Origin of the sequence: Kitasatospora sp. NPDC001539 (genome assembly GCF_040298565.1) — a bacterium.
GTDB lineage: Bacteria > Actinomycetota > Actinomycetes > Streptomycetales > Streptomycetaceae > Kitasatospora.
The window spans coordinates 1-23,511 of record NZ_JBEPAK010000026.1; the positions used below are offsets into that span (position 1 = coordinate 1).

23 protein-coding genes are annotated in these 23,511 nt (G+C 74.0%); 16 read left to right on the forward strand and 7 right to left on the reverse strand.

Features of this window, described 5'->3' with window-relative positions; translation table 11 throughout:
* Positions 1-834: bifunctional lysylphosphatidylglycerol flippase/synthetase MprF (locus ABT247_RS07290; RefSeq protein ID WP_350739318.1), on the forward strand; the 834-nt coding region annotated here is incomplete at its 5' end.
* 73 nt (positions 835-907) lie between these two features.
* On the opposite strand, the gene ABT247_RS07295 is transcribed toward ABT247_RS07290, so the two are convergent.
* On the reverse strand, positions 908-1,336 hold the full coding sequence (locus ABT247_RS07295; protein ID WP_350739320.1) for an SsgA family sporulation/cell division regulator: 429 nt from the start codon (positions 1,334-1,336) through the stop codon (positions 908-910).
* Between the two features lie 286 nt (positions 1,337-1,622).
* On the opposite strand from ABT247_RS07295, the gene ABT247_RS07300 reads away from it, so the two are divergent.
* The 3 genes from ABT247_RS07300 (at position 1,623) to ABT247_RS07310 (ending at position 5,521) form a co-directional block, all read left to right on the forward strand.
* Entirely contained in the window at positions 1,623-3,455 is a 1,833-nt protein-coding gene (locus tag ABT247_RS07300) for a DEAD/DEAH box helicase (RefSeq protein ID WP_350739429.1), read from the forward strand.
* 531 nt (positions 3,456-3,986) lie between these two features.
* Positions 3,987-4,637: an IclR family transcriptional regulator gene (locus tag ABT247_RS07305; RefSeq protein ID WP_350739323.1), complete on the forward strand. Its 651-nt coding sequence runs from the start codon at positions 3,987-3,989 to the stop codon at positions 4,635-4,637.
* 77 nt (positions 4,638-4,714) lie between these two features.
* Positions 4,715-5,521: a S16 family serine protease gene (locus ABT247_RS07310; protein ID WP_350739326.1), complete on the forward strand. Its 807-nt coding sequence runs from the start codon at positions 4,715-4,717 to the stop codon at positions 5,519-5,521.
* A gap of 33 nt (positions 5,522-5,554) precedes the next feature.
* Here ABT247_RS07310 and ABT247_RS07315 read toward each other — a convergent pair whose 3' ends face one another.
* Together ABT247_RS07315 and ABT247_RS07320 are read right to left on the reverse strand one after the other, a co-directional pair.
* Positions 5,555-6,112, reverse strand: coding sequence for an Lrp/AsnC family transcriptional regulator (locus tag ABT247_RS07315; protein ID WP_350739329.1), 558 nt, complete (start codon positions 6,110-6,112; stop codon positions 5,555-5,557).
* Between the two features lie 115 nt (positions 6,113-6,227).
* The gene (locus ABT247_RS07320; RefSeq protein WP_350739332.1) at positions 6,228-6,764 is read right to left on the reverse strand and encodes a hypothetical protein; all 537 of its coding nucleotides are present in this window, start codon (positions 6,762-6,764) and stop codon (positions 6,228-6,230) included.
* Positions 6,765-6,923: 159 nt separating this feature from the next.
* Between ABT247_RS07320 and ABT247_RS07325 the strand changes: the two genes are divergently transcribed.
* The 4 genes from ABT247_RS07325 (at position 6,924) to ABT247_RS07340 (ending at position 12,560) form a co-directional block, all read left to right on the forward strand.
* Positions 6,924-7,628, forward strand: coding sequence for a response regulator transcription factor (locus ABT247_RS07325; RefSeq protein WP_350739335.1), 705 nt, complete (start codon positions 6,924-6,926; stop codon positions 7,626-7,628).
* A 17-nt stretch (positions 7,629-7,645) separates the two neighbouring features.
* A complete protein-coding gene (locus tag ABT247_RS07330) occupies positions 7,646-9,055 on the forward strand; it encodes a sensor histidine kinase (RefSeq protein WP_350739432.1) in 1,410 nt (469 codons plus the stop codon).
* Between the two features lie 248 nt (positions 9,056-9,303).
* Positions 9,304-10,896: a glycoside hydrolase family 18 protein gene (locus tag ABT247_RS07335; RefSeq protein ID WP_350739338.1), complete on the forward strand. Its 1,593-nt coding sequence runs from the start codon at positions 9,304-9,306 to the stop codon at positions 10,894-10,896.
* Between the two features lie 299 nt (positions 10,897-11,195).
* Positions 11,196-12,560 (forward strand): glycosyltransferase 87 family protein, encoded by a 1,365-nt coding sequence (locus ABT247_RS07340; protein ID WP_350739341.1) that lies wholly within the window; start codon positions 11,196-11,198, stop codon positions 12,558-12,560.
* Positions 12,561-12,655: 95 nt separating this feature from the next.
* On the opposite strand, the gene ABT247_RS07345 is transcribed toward ABT247_RS07340, so the two are convergent.
* Positions 12,656-13,072, reverse strand: a complete 417-nt coding sequence (locus tag ABT247_RS07345) for an SsgA family sporulation/cell division regulator (protein ID WP_350739344.1) — start codon at positions 13,070-13,072, stop codon at positions 12,656-12,658.
* A 438-nt stretch (positions 13,073-13,510) separates the two neighbouring features.
* On the opposite strand from ABT247_RS07345, the gene ABT247_RS07350 reads away from it, so the two are divergent.
* Both ABT247_RS07350 and ABT247_RS07355 read left to right on the forward strand, forming a co-directional pair.
* A complete protein-coding gene (locus ABT247_RS07350) occupies positions 13,511-15,160 on the forward strand; it encodes an RDD family protein (RefSeq protein WP_350739347.1) in 1,650 nt (549 codons plus the stop codon).
* A gap of 117 nt (positions 15,161-15,277) precedes the next feature.
* Positions 15,278-16,006: an RDD family protein gene (locus ABT247_RS07355; protein WP_350739350.1), complete on the forward strand. Its 729-nt coding sequence runs from the start codon at positions 15,278-15,280 to the stop codon at positions 16,004-16,006.
* A gap of 31 nt (positions 16,007-16,037) precedes the next feature.
* On the opposite strand, the gene ABT247_RS07360 is transcribed toward ABT247_RS07355, so the two are convergent.
* Complete coding sequence (locus tag ABT247_RS07360; protein ID WP_350739353.1) at positions 16,038-16,286, reverse strand: hypothetical protein; 249 nt, start codon at positions 16,284-16,286, stop codon at positions 16,038-16,040.
* Positions 16,287-16,486: 200 nt separating this feature from the next.
* Here ABT247_RS07360 and ABT247_RS07365 point away from each other — a divergent pair, with 200 nt between their 5' ends.
* The 4 genes from ABT247_RS07365 (at position 16,487) to mycP (ending at position 20,599) form a co-directional block, all read left to right on the forward strand.
* Positions 16,487-17,185 (forward strand): endonuclease V, encoded by a 699-nt coding sequence (locus ABT247_RS07365; RefSeq protein WP_350739356.1) that lies wholly within the window; start codon positions 16,487-16,489, stop codon positions 17,183-17,185.
* 100 nt (positions 17,186-17,285) lie between these two features.
* Positions 17,286-17,726, forward strand: a complete 441-nt coding sequence (locus ABT247_RS07370) for a DUF2563 family protein (protein WP_350739358.1) — start codon at positions 17,286-17,288, stop codon at positions 17,724-17,726.
* Between the two features lie 36 nt (positions 17,727-17,762).
* Positions 17,763-19,166 carry a WXG100-like domain-containing protein gene (locus tag ABT247_RS07375; protein WP_350739361.1) on the forward strand — a complete coding sequence of 468 codons (1,404 nt, stop codon included), beginning with the start codon at positions 17,763-17,765 and terminating at the stop codon, positions 19,164-19,166.
* A gap of 86 nt (positions 19,167-19,252) precedes the next feature.
* Positions 19,253-20,599 (forward strand): type VII secretion-associated serine protease mycosin, encoded by a 1,347-nt coding sequence (mycP, locus tag ABT247_RS07380; RefSeq protein ID WP_350739364.1) that lies wholly within the window; start codon positions 19,253-19,255, stop codon positions 20,597-20,599.
* A gap of 17 nt (positions 20,600-20,616) precedes the next feature.
* On the opposite strand, the gene ABT247_RS07385 is transcribed toward mycP, so the two are convergent.
* Positions 20,617-21,279: an NAD(P)-dependent oxidoreductase gene (locus ABT247_RS07385; protein ID WP_350739367.1), complete on the reverse strand. Its 663-nt coding sequence runs from the start codon at positions 21,277-21,279 to the stop codon at positions 20,617-20,619.
* Positions 21,280-21,392: 113 nt separating this feature from the next.
* Here ABT247_RS07385 and ABT247_RS07390 point away from each other — a divergent pair, with 113 nt between their 5' ends.
* A complete protein-coding gene (locus ABT247_RS07390; protein ID WP_350739369.1) occupies positions 21,393-21,776 on the forward strand; it encodes a winged helix-turn-helix transcriptional regulator in 384 nt (127 codons plus the stop codon).
* An 83-nt stretch (positions 21,777-21,859) separates the two neighbouring features.
* The gene (locus tag ABT247_RS07395) at positions 21,860-22,426 is read left to right on the forward strand and encodes a DinB family protein (protein WP_350739372.1); all 567 of its coding nucleotides are present in this window, start codon (positions 21,860-21,862) and stop codon (positions 22,424-22,426) included.
* A gap of 21 nt (positions 22,427-22,447) precedes the next feature.
* Here the strand turns inward: ABT247_RS07395 and ABT247_RS07400 are convergent, their stop codons facing one another.
* Positions 22,448-22,888: an RNA polymerase sigma factor gene (locus tag ABT247_RS07400; protein ID WP_350739374.1), complete on the reverse strand. Its 441-nt coding sequence runs from the start codon at positions 22,886-22,888 to the stop codon at positions 22,448-22,450.
* Between the last annotated feature and the right edge of the window lie 623 nt (positions 22,889-23,511).

Here is a 23,511-nt window from a genome sequence, read left to right on the forward strand (position 1 = left end):
GTGGCCGGCTTCGCCCGCCACTGCGACGCCCGGGGCTGGACGCCCTGCTTCTACAGCGTCTCCGCGGAGACCAGGGCCGCCGCCGCCCGGCTCGGCTGGCGTTCGGTGCAGGTCGCCGAGGACACCGTGGTGCCGCTGCCCGAGCTGGCGTTCACCGGCCGCAAGTGGCAGGACATCCGCACCGCCCTCAACAAGGCCGGCAAGCAGGGCATCACCGCGGAGTGGTGGGCGTACCCGCAGGCGCCGCTCGGGCTGCGCGACCAGATCCGGGCGATCTCCGAGGAGTGGGTCTCCGAGAAGGGCCTGCCCGAGATGGGGTTCACGCTCGGCGGGCTGGAGGAGCTGGACGACCCGGACGTGCGGGTGCTGATCGCGGTGGACGCGCAGGGGACGGTCCACGGGCTGACCAGCTGGATGCCGGTGTACGAGGACGGCGTGCCGGTGGGCTGGACGCTGGACTTCATGCGGCGCCGCTCGGAGGGCTTCCGCGGCGTCAACGAGTTCCTGATCGCCTCGGCCGCGCTCGGCTTCCAGGGCGAGGGCGCGCGCTTCCTGTCGCTGTCGGGCGCGCCGCTGGCCCGCAGCGGGCAGGACGAGGAGCCCACCGGGCTGCAGCGGATGCTGGACGGGATGGGCAAGGTGCTGGAGCCGGTGTACGGCTTCCGCTCGCTGCTCGCGTTCAAGGCGAAGTTCCAGCCGGAGTACCGGCCGATGTACATGGCCTACCCGGACCCGGCCGCGTTGCCCGGCATCACCCGGGCGATCGGGAAGGCCTACCTGCCGCACCTGACGCCCGCCCAGGGCGTGCGGCTGATGCGCCGGCTGACGGGCTGAGCGAACCGACGGGCCGAGCCGGCTGCCGGCCCCGGCGCCGCGCGGTGCGCCCCTTTCATGGGAGCCGGGGCGCTCAGTCGAGCAGCTGGGCGAGCGCGCGGTCGGCGTCCAGGTGCAGGTGCTCCTCGCCCTCGGCGACGAGCAGCCGGCTGCGCCCCAGGAAGCGCCGCAGGTCGGTGCTGGCGAACCGGAGCAGCGCGGTGCCCTCCGGGGCCCGCAGTTCGACCATGGTGTGCCGGCCGGGCGCGGGGCGGACGTGGACGTCGCCGACGCCGGCGGGCGAGTCCAGTCCCGCGGACAGCAGCTGACGGGCGAAGACCCAGACGATGTCCGCGCCGTGCCCGCCGTCCTCGGGGTCGTCCAGCGAGAACTCGGCGGGAAAGGCCATCCGGACCGCGAACGGGTCCTCCGGCCGGTAGGACAGCACCACCCGCAGCCGGGCGGAGCGGTGCGCGGAGAGGATCAGGTGGGCGTGGGCGGTGTCTTCGACGCGGTGGTGCACGGCGGGTCCCTTCGAGCGGTGGGGTGGGGCGGCCTCACACCTGTGAGAGCGGTGGGACGGCTTCCGATTACGCGCTTTCCATGGGCCGTGCGAGTGACCCGCATCACGTCGATTTCCGGCCGACCCGCCCTCCGCCGGGGCCGGGTCGCAGCGCCCGGACGGCGCCCGGGCCGGTAGGCTGGGCGGGTTGTCCGATCGCCGCCCGACCGCGGAACGGGGCCAGAAAACCGCCTCTGACCTGCGATGATCCCCCTCGGAGACCGTGAGTACTGCCGCCGCCTCCTCGATGCCGCTGTTCTCCGACGTACCGGAGACCCAGACGCCCGTCCGGGCCGCCGGGCATGCCGCGCCCGCCGCCTCCCACCACCTCTCCCCGGCCTTCCCCGGCCGCGCCCCCTGGGGCACCGCCGGCAAGCTGCGGGCCTGGCAGCAGGCTGCGCTGGACAAGTACATCGAGACCCAGCCGCGCGACTTCCTCGCGGTCGCCACCCCCGGCGCGGGCAAGACCACCTTCGCGCTCACCCTGGCGTCGTACCTGCTGCACAACCACCTGGTGCAGCAGGTGACGGTGGTCGCGCCGACCGAGCATTTGAAGAAGCAGTGGGCCGAGGCCGCCGCGCGGATAGGCATCAAGCTGGACCCGGCGTACTCCTCCGGGCCGCTGTCCCGGGAGTACCACGGGATCGCGATCACCTACGCGGGCGTCGGGGTCAACCCGATGCTGCACCGCAACCGGACGGAGTCCCGCAAGACCCTCGTGATCATGGACGAGATCCACCACGCCGGTGACTCCAAGTCCTGGGGCGAGGCCTGCTTCGAGGCCTTCGAGCCGGCCACCCGCCGGCTGGCGCTGACCGGTACGCCGTTCCGTTCGGACACCAACCCGATCCCGTTCGTCTCCTACGAGGCCGGCGCCGACGGCATCCGCAAGTCCGTCGCCGACTACACCTACGGCTACGGCAACGCGCTCGCCGACCACGTCGTCCGTCCGGTGATCTTCCTCAGCTACAGCGGCAACATGCGCTGGCGCACCAAGTCCGGCGACGAGCTGGAGGCCCGGCTCGGTGAGCCGATGACCAAGGACCTGATCGCCCAGGCCTGGCGCACCGCGCTCTCCCCGCAGGGGGAGTGGATCCCGGCCGTGCTGCAGGCCGCCGACCGCCGGCTGACCGAGGTCCGCAAGGCGATCCCGGACGCGGGCGGGCTGGTGATCGCCACCGACCAGACGGTGGCCCGCGCGTACGCCAAGATGCTGCGCGAGATCAGCGGCGAGAAGGTCACCCTGGTGCTGTCCGACGAGGCCGAGGCCTCGCAGCGGATCTCCGACTACGCGGCCGGGACCTCGCGCTGGATGGTCGCCGTCCGCATGGTGTCCGAGGGCGTCGACGTGCCCCGCTTGTGCGTCGGCGTGTACGCGACCTCGATCTCCACCCCGCTGTTCTTCGCCCAGGCCGTCGGCCGCTTCGTGCGCGCCCGCAAGCGCGGCGAGACGGCCTCGGTGTTCCTGCCGACCATCCCGATGCTGCTGGGCTTCGCCAACGAGATGGAGCTCCAGCGCGACCACGTGCTGGACCGGCCCAAGAAGGAGGGCGACGGCCTCTTCGACGAGGAGGACCGGCTGCTCGCCGAGGCCGAGCGGGCCAACGACGGGCCCGACGGCGCGGGCGGCGAGGAGTTCTCCTACGAGGCGCTGGGCTCCGACGCGGTCTTCGACCGGGTGCTGTACAACGCCATGGAGTTCGGCATGCAGGCGCACCCGGGCAGCGAGGAGGAGGACGACTACCTCGGCATCCCGGGCCTGCTGGAGCCGGACCAGGTGCAGATGCTGCTGCAGAAGCGCCAGCACCGCCAGATCCAGCGCAGCAAGACCAAGCCCGCCGAGGAGGCCGACCTGCTGGAGCTGCCGGCCGAGCAGCGGCCGGTGGTCACCCACCAGGAGCTGCGCGAGCTGCGCAAGGAGCTGAACGCGCTGGTGGCCGCCTGGCACCACCGCACCAGTCAGCCGCACGGGACGATCCACAACGAGCTGCGCCGCCAGTGCGGCGGGCCGCTGACCGCGCAGGCCACCGCCAACCAGCTGAAGGCGCGGATCGCCCGCATCCGGGAGTGGGCGAAGTAACGGTCCGGCAGGCGGCGGGCCCGCTCCCGGGCGGCCGGGCCCGTCCGCCCGGCCCGTCTGCCCGGCCCGTCCGGTCGGCCCGTCCGCGATTCGCCCGGGTCCGTCCGTCCGCCCCCGTCCGCTCCGCCCGTCCGCCATTCGCCCGGGTCCGTCCGTCCCGTCCGTCCGCTCCGGCCCGTCCGCCTGGCTCGTCCGCCCGGCCCTTTGCCCCGGTGTGTCCGGAGATCGGACCGGAGTCGAACTCGTGCTCCGGTGCGACGGGCGAATTGGGGGTGTTCGTCCGGAATTCCGGGCGGTGTCGGTGACGATCACGCCCGAATTTTGGACAACCACTTCCGCCACGACACTTCCTTCACTACCTTTCCCCCACGCTCTTCCGCCGGGCAACCCCCGCGGGACGGGCTCCGCAGGACCGCGCTGCCGTCGAGGACGGCGCCGCCGGTCCGAGCGCGGCCACCCCCACCTGCGCGCGACACCGACCTTGGACCGGCGCCGCCTGCCCCGCGAGCGCCGCGGAAAGGATTGTCCGTCGTGACTGCCGAGACCTCCCAGACGCTGGACCGCGGTGTCCGCGTCCTCAAGCTCCTCGCCGACTCCGAGCGCGGGCTGACCGTCACCGAGCTGGCCGCCCGGCTGGCCGTCAACCGCACCGTCGTCTACCGGCTGCTCGCCACCCTCGAGCAGCACGGCCTGGTCCGCCGCGACATCGGCGGCCGCGCCCGGGTGGGCCTCGGCGTGCTGCGGCTCGCCCACCGGGTGCATCCGCTGCTGCGCGAGGCCGCACTGCCGGCGCTGCGCAGCCTCGCCGAGGACCTCGGCGCCACCGCCCACCTCACCCTGGTGGACGGCAACGAGGCGCTGGCCGTCGCCGTCGTCGAGCCGAGCTGGACGGACTTCCACGTCGCCTACCGGACCGGCCTGCGCCACCCGCTCACCGAGAGCGCGGCCGGCCGGGCGATCCTCGAGGCCCGCGGCTTCCCCAGCCAGCGCCGCCCCGAGCAGGGCTTCGTCATCACCCGTGCGGAGGAGCAGTCCGGCGCCAGCGGGGCCGCCGCCGCGCTGCTCGGGCTGAGCGGCATCGAGGGCAGCGTCGGCGTGGTGATGCTCAACGGGCTGGTGCCGGAGCGGGTCGGCCCCCGGGTGGTGGAGGCCGCCACCGAGGTCGCCGACGCCCTGAGGTAGCACCCGCGCCCGCTCACCGCGACGGCAGCAGGGCGGCCTCAGCACGCGGCGGCGCCGGGTGTGTTTGGATTCCCCTTGTGTCCGACACCAAGCTGCCCAAGGCCCTCTCCTCCCCGCGGACCCGCGTGCTCGCGATCTGCGGGGTGCTGGTCGCCGCGCTGTTCGCCGTGGCCGCCTTCGTCCCGCTGCCGTACACCCTCACCTGGCCGGGGCTGACCGCGGACACGCTCGGCACGTACGAGGGCCGCCCGGTGCTGACCATCAGCGGGGCGCCGCTGCGCACCACCGAGGGCGAGCTGCGGATGGTCACCATCACGGCCACCAACGTCGAGCAGCGGACCACCTTCCGGCGCGCGCTGCAGGCCTGGTTCGACACCGAGGAGGCGGTCCGCCCGACCGAGACGGTCTACCCGCAGAGCGATCCGGCCAAGGCCGACGAGGAGACGGCCCGGCAGATGTCCGAGTCGCAGGACAGCGCGACCGCCGCCGCGCTGAGCTACCTCCACCTCTCGCCGGACCAGGTGAAGGTCAAGGTCGACCTGGGCGCCGTGGGCGGGCCGAGCGCCGGCCAGATGCTGGCGCTCGGCATCGTCGACAAGCTGGCCGGGGACGGCAAGGGCGGCGACCTCACCGGAGGGCTCAGGATCGCGGGCACCGGCACCATCGACAACGACGGCACCGTCGGCCCGGTCGGCGGCGTGCCGCTGAAGACCCTGGCCGCCGCCCGGGACGGCGCGACGGTCTTCCTGCTGCCCAAGGACGAGTGCTCGGACGCCAAGGTGAACACGCCCAAGACGCTGCGGCTGGTGCCCGTCGGCACGCTCGCGGAGTCGGTCTCCGCGCTGGAGGCGCTCAAGGCCGGCGGCGCCGTCCCCAGCTGCTGACGGCGGCGGGCGGGCTCACCGCGGGCGGCCGCCCTACTCGGCGGCCGCCTGGTCCACCAGCGGCAGGATCCGGTAGGGCACCGGGTTCTCCAGCACGATCGCGGTGGACGAGCGGACGATCCCGTCGAACCCCACCACCCGGTCGATCACCCGCTGCAGATCGGCGTTGGAGCGGGCCACGATCCGCACCAGCATGTCCCCGATGCCGGTGATGGTGTGCAGCTCCAGCACCTCCGGCACGCCCGCCAGGTGGGCCCGCACGTCGGCGCCCTGGCCCTGGGAGATCTCCAGGGTGGCGAAGGCCGTCACCGGGTAGCCGATCGCCGCCGGATCCACCTCCGGGCCGAATCCGCCGATGACGCCCCTGGCCTGCAACCGGTCCAGCCGGGCCTGCACGGTGCCCCGGGCGACCTGCAGCCGGCGCGAGCACTCCAGCACGCCGATCCGCGGCTCCTCCGCCAGCAGCCGGATCAGCCGGCCGTCCAGGGCGTCGATCGCGTCGTTCCCGCCGCCCGGCGGCGGGGCGGACCCGCCCGCGGCGGCCGGGGCACCGGGTGCGCCGGGGGCACTCGGGGAGTGGACGGGGGGCATCGCGGCTCCTCTCCGGTGGGCATCGCGTGGTCCGGTGCGGCGATTCTCCCGCCCCGGGGCACCGCTTGACCAGGTCGGAGGCCCTCCGGGAGCCGGTGGCGGCGGTGCCGCGGCCTCAGCGGATCGCCGTCTCCACGACCGGCGGGTGCCCGTTCCAGTACACGAACACCGAGTTGGCCTGGTTGTCCTTGGTGAAGTCCACCCGCATCCACTGCGGACCGTTCCACACCTGCATCTGCCAGCCCGGGTCCGGGGTGGCGGAGACCAGCGAGGCCTCGTCGGCGCGGACGTCCAGCGCGACCCGGCCGCCCGGGATCGGGTAGCTCCTCACCGTGGAGGTCGGGGTGGCGGTCGGCGACGGCCGGCGGGCGGGTGGCGGGGTGGTCGGGGCGACGGCCGGCGGGCGGGTGGCGGTGGCGGTCGGGGCGGCCGACGGGGCGGTGGGCCCGTCCTGGGCGGCCGTGGGCGGCTGTTCGGTCGGGGCGGTCGCGGTGTACGGCGTGCCGTCGGCCTTCGGGGAGGGCAGCGGCAGCGCCGCCGGCTGCTCGAAGGCGGCGCCGGTCAGCACCGCGTGCACGCCGAACCAGGACAGCGCCACCGCCGCGCCGGTGGCCGCCGCCCAGGCGCCGAGCTGTACCAGTCCGTTCCGCATCGTCCGCACATCCTGCCGTACCCCGGCACCGCCCGGGACGACACCCCCCGGGACGACACTCCCCGTACTCGGCAGGGCAGTTGCCCGATGCCCCGGGCCGGCCCCCACCGGCCCCCGAGGTACAGACCACTGCCCGCCGATGGCGTACCGTGCAGGGCCATGGCAACAGTGCTCGTGGTCGAGGACGACCCCTTCGTACGCTCCGCCCTCATCCGCCACCTGACCGACACCGGTCATGCGGTCCGCAGTGTGGGCACGGCCCTGGAGGCGCTGCGGGAAGTCGCCCAGGTCGGCTGCGACCTGGTGATCCTGGACCTCGGGCTGCCCGACCTGGACGGCAGCGAGGCGCTCAAGATGATCCGGGGGCTGACCAACGTCCCGGTGATCATCTCCACCGCCCGGGACGACGAGGCCGAGATCGTCCGGCTGCTCAACGACGGAGCCGACGACTACCTGGTGAAACCTTTCTCCGGAGAGCACCTGAGCGCCCGGATGACCGCCGTGCTGCGCCGGCTCGGCAGCGGGGCCGCACCCGTCGCCCAGGTGCTGCGGGTCGGCGGGCTCGCCATCGACGTCCAGCGGCGCGAGGCCGTCCTGGACGGGCGGCCGCTCGACCTGACCAGGCGCGAGTTCGACCTGCTGGCCTTCCTGGCCGCCCGGCCCGGGGTGGTGGTGCCGCGCAAGGAGATCCTCGCCGAGGTCTGGCGGCAGACCTACGGCGGCGACCAGACCATCGACGTCCACCTCTCCTGGCTGCGCCGCAAACTCGGCGAGACCGCCTCCAACCCCCGCTACCTGCACACCGTCCGGGGCGTCGGGGTCCGGCTGGAGGCCGTCGACGGGCCCGGGGAGCCCCGGACGTGAAGCGCTTCGCGCACTCGCTGCGGTGGGCCATGATCAAGGCCGCCGTGGCCGGGACCACCATGGTCGCGCTGGCCTTCCTCATCCCGCTCGGGCTGATGGTCCAGCAGACCGCCCGGGACCGCGCGTTCACCGCCGCCGAACGGCAGGCCGCCGCCCTCGGCCCGGCGCTCGCCATCACCACCGACCAGGACGCCGTCAACCGGGCGCTGGCCAGTACCGACGCGGGCGCGCAGGGGCGGATGGCCGTCCACCTCCCCGTCCCCACCGGCGTGCCGACCGGCGGCGGACCGGACGGCCCCACCATCGGCGAGGGGCGCGCCCCGCTCGGCGACGTCGCCACCGCCGGCGGCCAGGGCCGCTCCTTCACCGTCGCGGTGCCCGGCGGGTACACCCTGCTCCAGCCGGTCGCGGTGGACACCGGGCGCACCGCCGTGATCGAGGTGTTCGTGGCCGAGAGCGACCTCACCAGGGGCGTCTCCACCGCCTGGCTGGTGCTCTCCGCCGTCGCGCTCGGCCTGGTCGCCATCGCGGTGCTGGTCGCCGACCGGATGGGCGGCCGGATCGTCGCCTCCGCCCGGCGGCTCGCCGCCGCCGCCCGCTCGCTCGGCACCGGGAACCTCGCGGTCCGGGTACCGGTGACGGGCAGGCAGGCCGACGGCAGTCCGGAGGAACTGCGCGAGGCCGCCCACGCGTTCAACGCCATGGCCGACCGGGTCGTCCAACTACTGGCTTCCGAGAGGGAGTTGGCCGCCGACCTGTCCCACCGGCTGCGCACCCCGCTGACCGTCCTGCGACTCAACGCCGCCTCCCTGGGCCACGGCGACGCGGCCGACGCCACCCGCCACGCGGTGGCCCAGCTGGAGCGCGAGGTCGACCAGATCATCCGCTCCGCCCGCCGCGCCCCCGAGGACGCACCGGCCGTCGCGGTCGGCTGCGACGCCGCCGAGGTGATCCGCGAACGGGTGGCCTTCTGGTCCGCCCTGGCCGAGGACGAGGGCCGCCAGTGGCAGCTGGCCGGCGCGGAACAGGCCGCCCCGGTGCCCGTCCAGCGCGCGGACCTGGCCGCCGCGCTCGACGCCCTCCTCGGCAACGTGTTCCGGCACACCGCCGTCGGCACCGCCTTCTCGGTGGACGTCCTGGTCACCGACTCCTCGGTGATCGTGCTGGTCGGCGACGCCGGGCCCGGCTACAGCGACCCGGCCGCCGCCCTCAAGCGCGGCGAGGGCCACGGCGGCGAGGGCTCCACCGGCCTCGGCCTCGACATCGTCCGCAAGCTCGCCGAGTCCACCGGAGGGGACCTGGCGCTCGGTCAGTCCGCCATCCTCGGGGGAGCGGAGATCAGGCTGCGGCTGCGCACCCGGCCGGCGGAGGCGTCCGCCGCGCGGGCCGGACGCCGGCGGCCGCGGGGCCTGCTCTTCCAGAGGTGAGGGGGCGTCGGGCCCGCCCCCGGCCGGCGGCGTGGCGTGGCCTGCTGTTCCGGACGTGAGGGGGCGTCGGGCCCGCCCTCGGCCACCTGCGCCGACCGGGCCGCGGCACCCGACCCTGCGCTGTTCCTTAACGGCGGCCTAAGGGAGTTCTACCCCTGGCTCAGCCGCCCGCCGGAGGCCCCGCGGCGCCGCTAGCGTCGGGTCGCGCCGGTCGCCCGACCGGCGAACGCACCCGGAGGTAGCGCGTCATGACCAGCCAGCCCAACCGCCGTTCCGGCCACCACAGGCGCAGCCGCAAGGGCGCCGTCATCGCGGCCGGCACGGTCGCCGCCGCCGTGGTCGCGGGCGGGGTCGTGGCGCTCGCCTCCTCGGCCAGCGCCGCCTCGCTCGGCGCCGTCTACAGCCGGACCAGCAGCTGGGACTCCGGTTACACCGGGCAGTACCTGGTCACCAACCCGGACAGCCGGCCGATCGACGACTGGACGCTCAGCTTCGACCTGCCGGCCGGGGCGAGGATCGACTCGCTCTGGAACGCCACCTTCACCGCCGTCGGCCGTCACGTCACCGTCAAGCCGGAGTCCTGGAGCAAGCGGCTGGAGCCCGGCAAGAGCGTGGTGGTCGGCTTCGTCGCCCAGGGCTCGGGCGCGGCGCAGGCGGAGCCGGACAACTGCCTGATCAACAACACCTCCTGCCGGGCGGGCGACGGCGGCGCGCCCACGCCCTCGGGGCGCCCCACGGCCACCGGCACGGCGGCCCCCACGGCCTCGGCTTCGCCGTCGGCGAGCGCCACCGCCAAGCCCACCGCGACCGCCACCGCCGAGCCCACCCGGACCGCCACCGCGAAGCCGACCACCCCGGCGCCGGTGCCCACCCCGACCGCCACCCCCACGGCGACCGGTGTGCCCCGCCCCCCGGCCGGCGCCGGGGCCGGCTTCGCCCCGTACGTGGACACCTCCCTCTACCCGCCCTACGACCTGGTCGCCACCGCCAAGGCCACCGGAGTGAAGGACTTCACCCTCGCCTTCGTGGTCTCCGGCGGCGGCTGCGAGCCCAAGTGGGGCGGTGTGAGCGACCTGTCCGCCGACGCGGTGGCCGCGCAGATCGGCGCGCTGCGGGCGGCCGGCGGCGACGTCCGGGTCTCCTTCGGCGGCGCCAACGGCAGCGAGCTGGCCCTCGCCTGCGGCTCGACCGCCGACCTGACCGCCGCGTACCAGAAGGTCGTCGACGCCTACGGGGTGACCAGGCTCGACTTCGACGTCGAGGGCGGCGCGATCGCGAACACCGCCGCCAACACCAGGCGCGCCCAGGCCGTCGCCCAGCTGCAGCGGAACGCCGCCGCCAAGGGCAAGGCCCTCGACGTCTCCTTCACGCTGCCGGCACTGCCCTCCGGCCTCACCCAGGACGGCGTCGGCCTCGTCGCCGACGCCAAGGCCAACGGCGTCGCGATCGGTGCCGTCAACATCATGGCGATGGACTTCGGCGACGGTGTGGCCCCCGACCCGCAGGGCCGGATGGGCGCCTACGCGATCGCCGCGGCCACCGCGACCCAGGCCCAGGTCAAGAGCGTGCTGGGGCTGGACGACGCGGCCGCCTGGCGCAAGGTCGCGGTCACCCCGATGATCGGTGTCAACGACGTCGCCAGCGAGGTCTTCACCGTGGCCGACGCCAAGCAGCTCGCCGACTTCGCGAGGACCAAGCACCTCGCCTGGCTGGCCATGTGGTCCGGGACCCGGGACAAGGCCTGCGAGGGCGGGGCCAAGGGCTACGCCGACGCCACCTGCAGCAGCATCGTCCAGCAGCCGCTGGAGTTCACCCGCACCCTCGGTAGCTACACCGGCTGAGGTCCGCCGGTCGCCGGTCGCCGGTCGCCGGTCCGCCGGTCCGCCGGTCCGCCGGGGCCCCTGGCCGCTCGGCCTCGGCTGCCCGGCCCCTGTTCAGCCCCGGTCGTCCGTGCTCAGTCCGCAGCCGTGCACGGGCGGCCGGGGCACCGGCATCCCCGCGCCGCTCCCGCTCGTGACGCTGGGTAGTCGGCCGTGCCCAGGCCGCGTCGGGCGCCATCCGGTATCGTCGCTGGTTGGCCGAGCGGTGGACGGAGTGGACAGTGACAGCGGTGCAAGACGAGCGAAGTCCGGTGCGGACCGTGCCCGATCCCGCGCCCGCCCCGCTGTCCGACCGGGTGCGGCTCGCGGTCACCGCTCCGGTGCGCGCACTGCGCGAGGCGCCCCGCCGTCCGATGCTGGCCGCGTCGGCCGTGGCCCTGCTGTCGCTGGTCGTGTACGCAGTGGTCCGCCACTTCGTCCACACCTCGATGGTGGACATGATCGTCTACCGGGCGGAGGGTGCCGCCGTCGCCAACGGCACCGACCTGTACGCGCTGCGCGTCACCGAGTGGAACCTGCCGGCGACGTACCCGCCCTTCGCGGCGATGCTGTTCGTCCCGACCACCTGGTTCCCGATCCCCGTCCTCCGGATGGCGATCACTCTCGGCAACCTCGCCCTGCTCGCCCTGCTCGCCCACCTCTCCTTCAAGCTGGTCGGCTGGCCGCGCCGCGAGCTGCGGCCGATCGGGGTGGTCCTGGTGACCGGCCTCGGCGTGTGGCTCGAACCCGTGTTCACCACTCTCCGCTACGGCCAGATCAACCTCGCGCTCGCCTGTCTGATCCTCTGGGACCTCACCCGTTCGGACGCACACCGCAGCAAGGGCATGGCGATCGGCATCGCCGCCGGGATCAAGCTCACCCCCGGCCTGTTCGCCGTCTACCTGCTCATCACCGGACGCGTCCGGGCCGCCTTCACGGCCGGCCTCACCTTCCTCGGCACCTTCCTGCTCGGCGCCCTCCTCCTGCCCGACGCCACCTGGGGCTTCTGGACCGAGTACCTCTACGACTCCTCCCGGGTCGGCAAGACCGAGATCGTCGACAACCAGTCGCTGCGCGGCGCCTTCGCCCGCCTGCTGCACACCGCCGACCCCGGCCTCGCGGCCACCGCCGGCGCCGGCCTGGTCGCGCTGGCCGGCCTCGCCGTCGCCGCCTGGGCCGCCCGCAGCGGACGCTGGCTGCCCCGCTCCGAAGCCTGGGGCGTCTGCTGCGCCGCCGTCACCGCCGTCCTGATCTCGCCGATCAGCTGGACCCACCACTGGGTGTGGTGCGTGCCCGTGCTGGTCCTGCTCGCCGCCGAGGCCTCCGTCGAGCATGCCCGCCCGGCGGGCGTGCGCAGGCTGCGCTGGCGGGCGGTGTTCTGGGCCACGGCCCTGGCCTTCGCCTCCTTCGCGATGTGGGCCGCGAAGCCGCTCGGCCCCGCCGTCCTCCACATGTCACCGCTGCGCCAGCTGCCCACCTCGATCTATCCGTGGGTCGGACTCTGCTTCCTGCTCGCCGCCGCCATCCGGATAAGGGCCCGGCGGCGCTCCGCCGGGGCTCCCCTCGTCCGGCTGCCCGGCCAGCGCAACGGCGGCGGCGGACCGGACGCCACCCGCGGTCGTCAGCAGGCCCCCGCGGCCCGCTGAGCCGGCGGGGGCGCCGTCCCCCTGCTCCCGGTCCTGCTCCTCCCGCCGGCGCCGGTGCGCCTCGTGGACGTGCCAGTGCACGCTGCGGCGCACGCCTACGCGAGCAGCTCGGCGAGCGAGCCGTCCATGTCCAGGGCGGCCAGCTCGCTGCCCGGCGGGACCAGCCGGTGCGCCCGCTCCAGCCAGGCCGCGACGGCCGGCAGCGGAGCCTCCAGCAGCGCGTCCCCGGCGGGCGAGCTCAGCGCCATGCAGAGCACGCTGCGCCGACCGGAGCGGGTCGGCCAGATCCGCACGTCGCCCTGGCCGCACGGGCGGAAGGTGCCTTCGACCAGCAGCTCGCGGGCGAACACCCAGGTCACCGGGGAACCGGTGTCCAGGTGGAAGGTGATGTAGACGGCGTACGGGTCGTGGCTGCCGTAGGTCAGCCGGGCCGGGACGGGGACGCTGTGCTCGGGGGAGAGCACCAGGCTGAGCTCCAGCTCGTGCTCCACGACGCTGACGGGGCGGTCCATGATCGTCTTCCTCTCTGGCTTCGGTTCGTGCCCGGTTCCGGGCGCTGTGACCTTTGAGAGGGCGGTCCACACCGGCTCTTACAGACGTTTCCTGTTTTTCTTCGGGAACTTCCGGGAGGGGTGGTGAAGGGGGCGGGATGCGGCGCGTGCAGCTGCGTCGCGCGCCGGTTCCCTTACCCCGGGCGGCCCGCCGCTGTCCGGCGATTGGCCAACTTCTCCTCGGCACTCCGGTGAGGTACTACCCTTTGTGACTGCTCGGCGACAGTCCGCCCATCGCCGGCGCCCCCACTCGCGCGCCGAGCGCCCGGGGCGCGCGCGGGCGCACCGCAGTGGCCGGCGACCTCGTTGAGACCTTGCGTGTTGAGACCCGTTCCGATCCGTTCCGACCGTGCCGACCCCCTTCGGCCCCGTCGAGACCTGGCAGGAGAGGAGACCCCCATGGCGGACCGCCCCTTCGCTGCCGACGGCGACCCGGCCGTCGCACCCGAGCCGGGCTACTACCCCGACCCCTCCATCCCGGGCTTCGTCCGGTACTGGGGCGGCGCGGCCTGGGTGCCGGGCACCAGCCGCCCGGCGCCCGCCGAGGGCGAGGTGCTGGTACCGCCCCGGTTCGCCACCCGGCGGCCGGGGCCCGGGCTCGGCTCCGGGGCCGGCCCTGGCTCCGGCTCCGGGCTCGGCCCTGGTCCCGGCCCGGCCGGGCCGCGGGTGGCGCCGCTCCCGGTGGTGCCCGTGCCGCAGGCCCGCTCGCACTCGCCGATGACGCCGTCACCGGCACCGTCACCGTCGCCGCCGGTGCCGTCGTCCCTGCCTCCGGTCTCGGAGCGGCCGCCGTCCCCGTTCGCCCCATCGCCCGTGCCGGCGCCCTCGTCCGCGCGCCCGTCCGGAACGTCCGGTGACACCGGGCCGGTCTACCTCGACCAGACCACCGGCGGGGCCTCCTTCGTGGTCGGGCCGCGCGTGGCCGAGGTGATCGGCGGGCCGGTGTTCCGCACGGTCGAGGCCGGCGCGGATGAGGCTCAGGGAGGGTCCGGCTGGCAGGCCGACCCGCGGGAGCAGCGGGGCCTGATGGAGACCGGCGGATCGCCGCGCTGGGTCTCCTGGGGGGTGCTTCCGGGGGCGCCCGAGGCGGAGGAGGGGCGCGCGGAGGTTGAGCATGCTCCGGTTGCCGTGGAGATCGCCGCCGCGACCGCGCCCGCCATGGCGGTGACCGTCCGGGAGGCGCCTGGGCCGACCGCGGTCGCCGCCGCGGTGGCGTCGCCGACGGCCGTGGCGGAGCCGATCGTCGGGGCGGAGCCGATCGTCGGGGCGGAGCCGATCGTCAGGGCGCAGCCGGGGCAGGAGCCGGCTCCGGATCCGGAGGCCGGGGCCGAGGTCGAGATCGAGGTGGAACCGGCGGCCCGGGCACGGGTCGTCGGGGTCGCCGAGGCCGAACCGGAGACCGTGCCCGTTCCCGGGCGGGAGGCGCCGGTGCCGGTTCCCCGGCCGGCTTCCGCGCCCGCGCCGGCACGCGTCTCCGGTGCCCCGCTGCCCGCCGTGCGGCCGGCCCGCACGACCGCGGTCCGGCGCCGGCCCGGCTCCGCCGCCCCGGCCGCCGCCACGGTGCCGGCCGGGCTCGGGCGGCGGCTGGCTGCGCGCGCGGTGGACACCGGCGTCCTGCTGGTGGTCGCCGTCGCCGCCGGTATCCCGCTCGGCCGCTCGGTGGCCGACCACCTCCAGCAGAAGCTCGACCAGGCCAAGATGGCCAGCTTCCTCGCCCGCCGTGAGGTCCAGGTCTGGCTGGTGGACGACGTGGTGCTGGGCAAGCTGGCCGTGCTGCTCGGCATCCTGCTGTTCGCCGGCCTGCTCTACGAGGTGCTGCCGATCGCCCGGACCGGCCAGACCTTCGGCAAGCGGCTCGCCCGGATCCGGGTCGTGGACGCCACCCGGCCCGGTGCGTCCAGGCTGAGCCTCGGCCGTTCGCTGCTGCGATGGGCCGTCAGACAGGTCGGGCTGGTGCTGCTGCTCGGCCTGGTGTGGCCGGTGTTCGACCGTCCGGCGCGCCGCGGGTGGCAGGACCGGGCAGCCGGGACCAGGGTGGTCCGCGGCTGAGCAGGCGGGCGTACCAGGCCCGGCTCCGAGGTCGGGGCCGGGGCCGTTTCGGCCCCGTGGCAACAAAACGGACAAAATGTCCTGAGCCTCGAGAATGTGCGGTGTTCTACTCGGGGAATGAGCACCCACGACCCCTCAGGCCCCCAGCCGGAGGGGGGCGGTAAGCCCTCCTTCGACAAGCAGCCACCGAACCCCGGCGGCGGCGCGCCGGAAGGCGAACCGCCGGGCCCGACCCCCTCCGGCACCCCGGCCGGCACCCCGCCCGAAGGCCCCGGCGCCTACCAGGGCACCTACGGCGGCTCCGGCTACGGCCAGGACCCGTACGGCCGACCGCCGTACGACCAGCCGCCCCACGGCCAGGTCCCGCCCGGCTACGGCCCCGGCGCGTACGGCACCCCCGGCGCCGGGCCCGTTCCCGGCATGCCCCCGATCGGCACCTGGCCCAGGCGGATCACCGCCCGGCTCATCGACTACGTCCTCATGCAGGCCGTCGGCGTGCTCGTCGTCGGCCCCTTCGTCGACCTCGGCACCCGCGAGGGCTCCACCGGCGCCTTCTGGCTCGGCTGCGCCATCTACCTCATCTACGAGGGCCTGATGCTCAGCCGGGACGGCCAGACCCTCGGCAAGAAGGCGATGAAGGTCCGCGTCGCCATGCTGATCGACGGGAACTCGCCCACCCAGTCCGCCGCCTGGACCCGCGCCGCCGTCTACATCCTCCCGGCCGTGCTCTGCTGCGCCGGCCTGTGGTGGCTCATCGACGGGATGTTCGGCGTCTTCGACAAGCCCTACCGGCAGTGCATCCACGACAAGGCCGCGAAGACCGTGGTGGTCACCACCGAACTCTGAGCGCGGCGGCGGTACGACGCCCGGCGGCGGATCAGCGCTGCCGGGCGTACGGGCGTCCGGCTCCGGCGGGGGCGGCCCCGGCCCGCTCGGCCACGACCGCCGAGCGGGCCGAGCCCGACCGCGGGAACACCGTCACCACGGTGCCGAGCACCAGCGCGACGACCACCGGCACCGCGACCCCCAGGACGCCCGAGGCACCCGACACGGCCAGCAGGGCCACCGTGACGGCGACGACGGTGAACGAGCCGAGGCAGAACCGGGCAGCGGACGGACGCGGCATGGCGGGGCCCTTCGCACGTCGGGGGAAACGGGCGGCGACGGTGCCGGCGCCAAGGGGCCCGTCCGTCAACGGAGTTCGCTGAGGCCAGGCTAACCCGCAGGATCGGGGGGCACGGGGGGCGCACGGGCTCACCCCGGGGTCGTCCGGGCCCCTCGGTACGGTGGGAGCCGCCCGCACCAAGCAGACCGGGGGAACCGACCGTGCCCATTCCTGCCGACTGGCCGACAACCGAGGCCCAGGCACTCGCCGAACAGGAGCGGCTCCGGCCGCTCGTCCAGGCCGTCGACGACGGACCCGGGGAGCGGCTGATCGCCGGGGTCGACGTCGCGTACGACGACGACCACGACCTCGTCGTCGCCGCAGCCGTCCTGCTCGACCGCGACACCCTGGACGTCGTCGAGGAGGCCACCGCCGTCGGCCGGATCGCCTTCCCCTACGTCCCCGGACTGCTCGCCTTCCGCGAACTCCCCGCCGTCCTCGACGCCCTGGCCGCCCTCACCCGCACCCCCGACACCGTCGTCTGCGACGGCTACGGCCTCGCCCACCCGCGCCGCCTCGGCCTCGCCAGCCACCTCGGCGTCCTCACCGGACTGCGCACCCTCGGCGTCGCCAAGACGCCCTTCACCTTCCACCACCGCGAACCGGACGCCGACCGCGGGTCCTGGGCCCCGCTCACCGACCCCGCCACCGGCGAGGAGGTCGGCCGCGCGGTGCGCACCCGCGCCGGCGTGAAACCCGTCTACGTCTCGGTCGGCCACCGCATCGGCCTCGACACCGCCGTCCGCACCACCCTCGACCTCGCCCGCCGCTACCGGCTGCCCGAGACCACCCGGCACGCCGACTCCCTCTGCCGCCGCGCCCTGGCCGACGCCCTGCGCACCCGGACGCCCTCGAACTGACCGTGCCCCGGGCGGGATTCGGGCCCGGTGTGTTAGACATGGGGCACCGGGGCCCGGCCCCGCGACCACAGGGGAACGGACGCACGGGGGAGGCGCCGAGGTGGGATCAGGAACCGGTTCGACCGGCGGCAACGGACAGGGCTACCGGGTCGAGATCGAACAGCTCCGCACCTTCGCCGGCCAAGTGCGGCTGCTGCTCAAGGCGTTCGAGAAGGACGCGAACGGCACCACCGCCCACGGGGTCAGCGGCATCGGCAAGGACGCCTTCGGCACCTTCGCCGAGGCCACCGAGATCCACAGCCGCTACAGCACCATGCGGGACGCCCTGCGCGACGTGCTCAACCAGCTCCAGAGCGCCGTCGACGAGGCCCAGAAGAGCGCCGAACTCACCGCGACCAACTACGAGGAACACGACCAGCACGTGGCCAAGAAGCTCAAGCTCGCGGACGACGGCTGGTCGGTCGCCGACCCGTCCGCCACCAGCCGGGCCGCCTACGCCGCGAACCAGGTCCCGTCCACCCGCGGCAACGCCACCCGCTAGCCCGCAGCCCGCCACCCGAACGGAGGGGAACCACCCGTGGTCTACACCGACTTCACCAAGTACAGCCACGCCCAGCTCCGCACGATGGCGCAGGCCCTCGACCCCGGCGCGGTGATGGCCGCCGGCGACCCCTGGCGCAAGGCGGCGACCACCCTCAAGGAGATCCGCAAGACCCTCACCAAGGCCAGCACCGAGGCCGCCACCTCCTGGGAAGGCCCCACCAGCAACGCCTTCCACACCCGCATGCTCAACCTCGCCGCCAGCATCAACGAGGCCGCCGCCTACGCCAACGACGCGGCCAACACCCTCCACAACATGTCCGAGGCCATGGCCAAGGCCAAGCGCGACATGCCGGAGGAACCGGGCAACTGGGACAAGCTCAAGGACACCGTCGGCGACGTCTTCAGCACCGACGACGAGCACGTCCCCATCGCGGACCGGAAGAAGGCCGAAGCGGCGGCGGTCATGCAGACCCTGGCGATGCACTACCGCATCGCAACGCCGGCGTTGAAGGCTCCGCCGTTGAACGGAAAGCCGTCGGCAAGGCGAGACGAACCCGATTCGGGATCACAGAACGACCCGAGTGGGGAAGCTGCAGTGGCGGCCGCCGTTGTCGCGGGGACGTCGTTCGGAACTGGGGGAACGTCGTCGAGGTCCACGACCGTACCCCCGTCGCAGTCGCGGAAGTCTTCCGTACCTCCGGCGGGATCCGGGTCCGCATCCAAGAATGTGGTGACCGACCCCGGTATCAAGGGAGGTACGGCACAGGCTCCACCGAAATCGTCGACCCCAGCGGGTCGTGGTCCCGAACCCGGCATCTCCGGCACTCCGGTGTCCCGCCCGGCTGGAACCGTGCCGAGTCCTGTGACATCCGGGACCCAGACGTCCGGCCTGAACACCCCACCACCGGCAGGTCCCGCGAGCGGGCCTGCTGGCGGTGGCGGACAGACGACTGCCACTGCTCCCCAGCCGATGCTGCAAGCCGCCCCGGTCGGACCGGGCTTCGAGCAGGACAAGGCGGCCGGAACCGCTGGCAAGGGGCCGCGCGGCACGGCACTAGTCGAGAGTGCCGGCCCCCACGGGCGCGGGGAAACATATCCGGGCATCGGAGCCGGCGGCCGTGCCGCACCCGTAGCCAAAGAGGTGGCCGGAAAACTGGCCCGGCCTGGCGGAGCGGTTCCTGAGAGAACCCCGCCCAGCTCCGGAGCACGCGGCGCACAGGCCTTCACGGAGGGCGGGACCGGGCTAGGCGCCCGAAACAGAGTGGCTGCCGAGTCCGGAATCCCTGGTACAGGCATCATGGCGTCCGGCGGTCCGGCTCCCGATGCGCAGCGCCGCAGAAAAGACCGGGGTAAGAGCGGTCAGCGGCCGGACTTCCTCGTCGAGGACGAGGAAACCTGGGCGTCGGACAAGCCGTCCAACCCGAACGTGGTGGAATGAGGCCGGTCCGTGAGCGGACCGGCGATCTGATCGCATCCCGCAGATCAGTGATTTGCGGGATGCCTCGTTGAATGGGGTGACCGGGTTTGACGAGCCGCCTGTTGGCGCGTGGTACGTCGGTGTTTGCCGCCGGGGCATTGGTCTGGGTCGCCCTACCGGTGGCATCAGCTGATCAGATCAGAGACCAGCAGTGGGCTTTGAAGTCGTTTGCCGCAGAGACGAAGGTCTGGCCGAGCAGTCAGGGCGACGGGATCGTCGTTGCTGTCATCGACACCGGTGTGAACCAGGAACACCAGGACCTGATCGGTCAGGTGCTTCCCGGAGCCGACTTCTCCGGCGGTGGAACGGACGGGCGCGTTGACACCGACGGCCACGGCACCGGAATGGCGAGCCTGATTGCCGGGCATGGCCACGGCGCACAGGCAGGGATCATGGGACTGGCCCCAAAAGCCAAGATCCTGCCAGTGAAGGTGCGCACGGATGGCGACGGGCCTGATTCCCAGCCGAGTCCTGATTCTCAACAGAACGACCTGGCAGATGCGATCCGCTTCGCGACGGACCACGGCGCGAAAGTGGCCAGTATCTCTCTCGGAGGGCGCTCCCGTTTCGACTCACGACTGCGAAAAGCCGTCAACTACGCGATTTCGAAGGACGTTGTGCTCGTCTCCAGTACCGGCAACACCGGGGCGGACATGGATGTCGAATATCCTGCTGCATTCCCAGGTGTGGTAGCCGTCGGGGCCGTCGATGTCAACGGAGCTGTCTGGGAAAAGTCCACTTCGGGCCCCGAGACCACACTCACCGCGCCCGGTGTGGGAATCTATCGAGCCACGGCCAAGTCATCGACCGATGCCGAGCGCAGGAGCGGCACCTCCGACGCCACCGCCTACGTCTCCGCCACCGCTGCGCTCATCCGGTCCAAGCACCCCAGCCTGTCCGCCGGCCAGGTGATCAACCGGATGATCAAGACCGCCACCCCTCCGGCCAACGGCTCGGTCGTCCCCAACAACCACTACGGCTACGGGACCGTCGCTCCCGCGAAGGCGCTTGAGGCCGATCCGGCCGTGGACAACGGGCCCACCGAGAACCCGTTGGTGAAGCGGCCGGAGTCCAAGGGCGCCCCGCCGGTCGATGACGATGCGGACGCGACGGACCAGCCCTCCGTGGCGCCCGTGGTCCCCGCAGCGGACGGTGGGGGCAACGGCGGCGACGGCACGGGCCTGGTCCTCGGTGCCGCGGCCGCCGGTGCCGTGGTGATCGGTGCGTCGGTGGCCGCGGTGCTGGCGGCTCGGCGACGGCGGCGGAGGCGGACGGCGACGGCCGCCGCCGCAGCATGGCAGCAGCAGCAGCCGCCGCCGTACCAGGACTCCCAGCAGTACTCCCACCAGCCCCCGCAGGACCGCCGACCCCCGCACGGCGGCCCCGGTCGGTGAGCGGCGGGCCGGCCGCGCTATTCGGCGACGGCGATCTGCTGCCGGTGGTGGGCCGGGTCGGTGACTTCGTCGACGACGGCGAGGGCGAGGTCGGCCTGGGCGATGCGGGTGCCGAGGACCTGGGGGCCGCCGACCCGGTAGCGGCCGGTGCCGGGGGCGGTGCGGTCGAGGTCCATCGACGGGGTGACCACGACCCAGTCGAGCTCGGCGGGGGAGCGGCGCAGCAGGTCGAGGGCGGCGGCGTGGCCGAGGGAGAAGGTGCGGTACTCCTCGGGGAACGCGGGGTCGTCGTGGACGGCGACGCCGGGCGTGGTCTCCAGGGTGGTGGCGACGCCGACGCTGACGAGTCGCCGTACGCCGGCCCGGCCGAGGCCGGTGACGAGCGCCGTGGTGGCGGCGGTGTAGAAGTCGGCGGACGGGGTGTCGGGGGTGTACACGGAGCTGACGGCGGCGGTGTGTCCGGGGGCGCTCGCGGCGACGGCGGCCGGGTCGGTGACGTCGCAGCGCAGCAGGGTGACGCCGTCCCCGGCGAGGTCGGCGTGGCGTCCGGGGTCGCGGACGGCGGCGGTGACGGTGAGGCCGCGGCGGCGGGCTTCGGTGAGGACGGCTCGGCCGACCTGTCCGCCCGCGCCGTAGACGATGACGTCCGCGCGGTGCTGTCCGGTCGTGGTGCTGGTCATGGGCGCTCTCCTGTCCGGTGGGGCGGGCGTGGCGTGCCGCCGTTGCCGGGACGGTAGTGCGGAGGGTGCCGGTTACTTCAACGGTACCGACCGCGGCGGGTACGGTCGGGGGTATGACGCGACCCGTTCCCGAGCCGCTTCCGGCGGACTTCTTCCCGGCCGACTGCCCGGTGCCGACGGTGCCGGTGCTGGGCAGCCGCAAGTGGGCGTGGAAGATCATCCGCTGTCTGGAGGGCGGCCCCCGCCGCTTCTCCGAGCTGCGCGTCCCGTTGGTCGGCATCACCGCCAAGGTGCTGGCGGAGTCGCTGCGTTCGATGGAGCAGGACGGGGTGGTGGCCCGGACGGCGTACGCCGAGAACCCGCCGCGGGTGGAGTACGAGCTGACGCCGCTGGGCCGTACGCTGCTCGTGCCGATGGACTCGCTGTGCGAGTGGGGCCAGGAGCACCTGGGCAGCCTGCTGGCGGCCCGGCTGGAGCACGAGCGCCACGGCGGCTGAGCCGGACGTCCTGGCAGTATTTCGGCGACCGCTGGCGCCCCTGCCGCTGGTGGACGGACGATCCGGGCGGCGATGCTGGCCCCATGACCACTGCTGAGAACGCCCCGAGCCCCGCCGACGCCGTCGTCCCGGACACCAAGGACTGGACGTGGGTGCTGGAACGCCCCTGTCCGGACTGCGGGTTGGACACCCCCGGGGTCGTGGCCACCGATGTCGCCGCGATGGTGCGGGCCAACGCGGACCGCTGGCTGGCGGTGCTGGCGGGGGACGAGGAGGAACTGCGCCGCCGTCCGTCCCCGGGGGTCTGGTCGGACCTTGAGTACGCCTGCCACGTCCGGGACGTCTTCCGGTTGTTCCTCGTCCGGTTGAACCTGATGCTGGACCAGGAGGACCCGCTGTTCGCCAACTGGGACCAGGACGAGACGGCGGTGGCCGAGCGCTACGGGGAGCAGCGGCCGCAGGCGGTGGCGGGGGAGCTGGCGGAGGCCGCCGAGGCGCTGGCGGCGGGGTTCGAGGCGGTGGCGGCCGGGCAGTGGCAGCGGACCGGGAACCGCAGTGACGGGGCGCGGTTCACGGTCGAGTCCTTCGCCCGGTACCTGATCCACGACCCGGTGCACCACCTGTACGACGTCACGGGCGAGCGGGTCTGACGCCTCCGGGCGAAGGCCGGTTCACCAGCCGGAGGCCTCGTGCAGCATGGTGCGCCGCAGTCGCCCGGCCACGCTGGCGGTGTCGGTGCCGATGACGTCGGCGATCTCGGGTGCGGCGAGGCCGACGACGTAGTGGAGGATCGCCAGGTCGTCGTCGGCGGGGTGGCGGTCGGGCGTGCCGGCGGCCTGCCGGCTGTGTTCGGCGACGGTGGTGCGCAGGATCTGCCAGGCGAGCGCGGTCGGGTTGGGGCTGGTCAGCAAGTCGCGCCAGTGGACGGCGATTTCGGCGAAGGCCTGCTGCACGGCGGTGGCCGCGTCGACCTGCTCGGTCAGCCACACCCGGGCGTAGCTGAGGTACCGGGGGCGGTGGAGTTCGCAGAAGGCCGCGAATTCCAGTGGTAGGTCCTCCGGTTCGCCGGGCTCGGGATGGTGCTCGGCGGCGCTCGTGTGACGGTTGGTCATCTCGTCTTCTCGGAAGGGGAGATGGGTTTGTGACGGTCGATCATCTGTGCTCACTCTACGGTAGGCCCTCGGTGCGCTGGGTGACCAATCTGATGGAATGCCCGGAACCCGCCGCCGCGCGACCGGTTCCGGCGAGAGCGGGTGCGGCTCGGGCGGCGGTACTGCCGGTCGGGGTCGGGCGGGGGTCGGCCGGGGACCGGACCGGGAAGTGCTGCGCAGTGGAGCGGGGGGACGTAGGTGCGAGCGTGTCGCTGCTGGTCAGAGGGTGTGGCAGGTCGATTGCTGCGGGCAGTTGAGGTGCCACCGTAGGGCCTCGCGGGGCCTGCGTCCACGCCCACGGCGCGAAGCGGCGCCCGCACAACCATCCGCGCAACCGCACTCACGGCGGGTGTTTCATCCGGGCGGGTCGGGCTGGACGGTCGGCGTGCGGGGATGGTCGTTGTGCGGGGATGGTCGGCGTGCGGGGGCGGCCGACGTGCGGCGACGGCCGGCGGCGCGGGACGGCCGGCCGCAGCGGCTCCCAGCGGCTCGCAGCGCCCTGAGCGCCCTGAGCGGCCCGGGGCGCGGGGCTCGGCGTTCGCGCCCCGGTGGCCTGCGGCGACCGGGGCGCGGGGCGGGGCGGC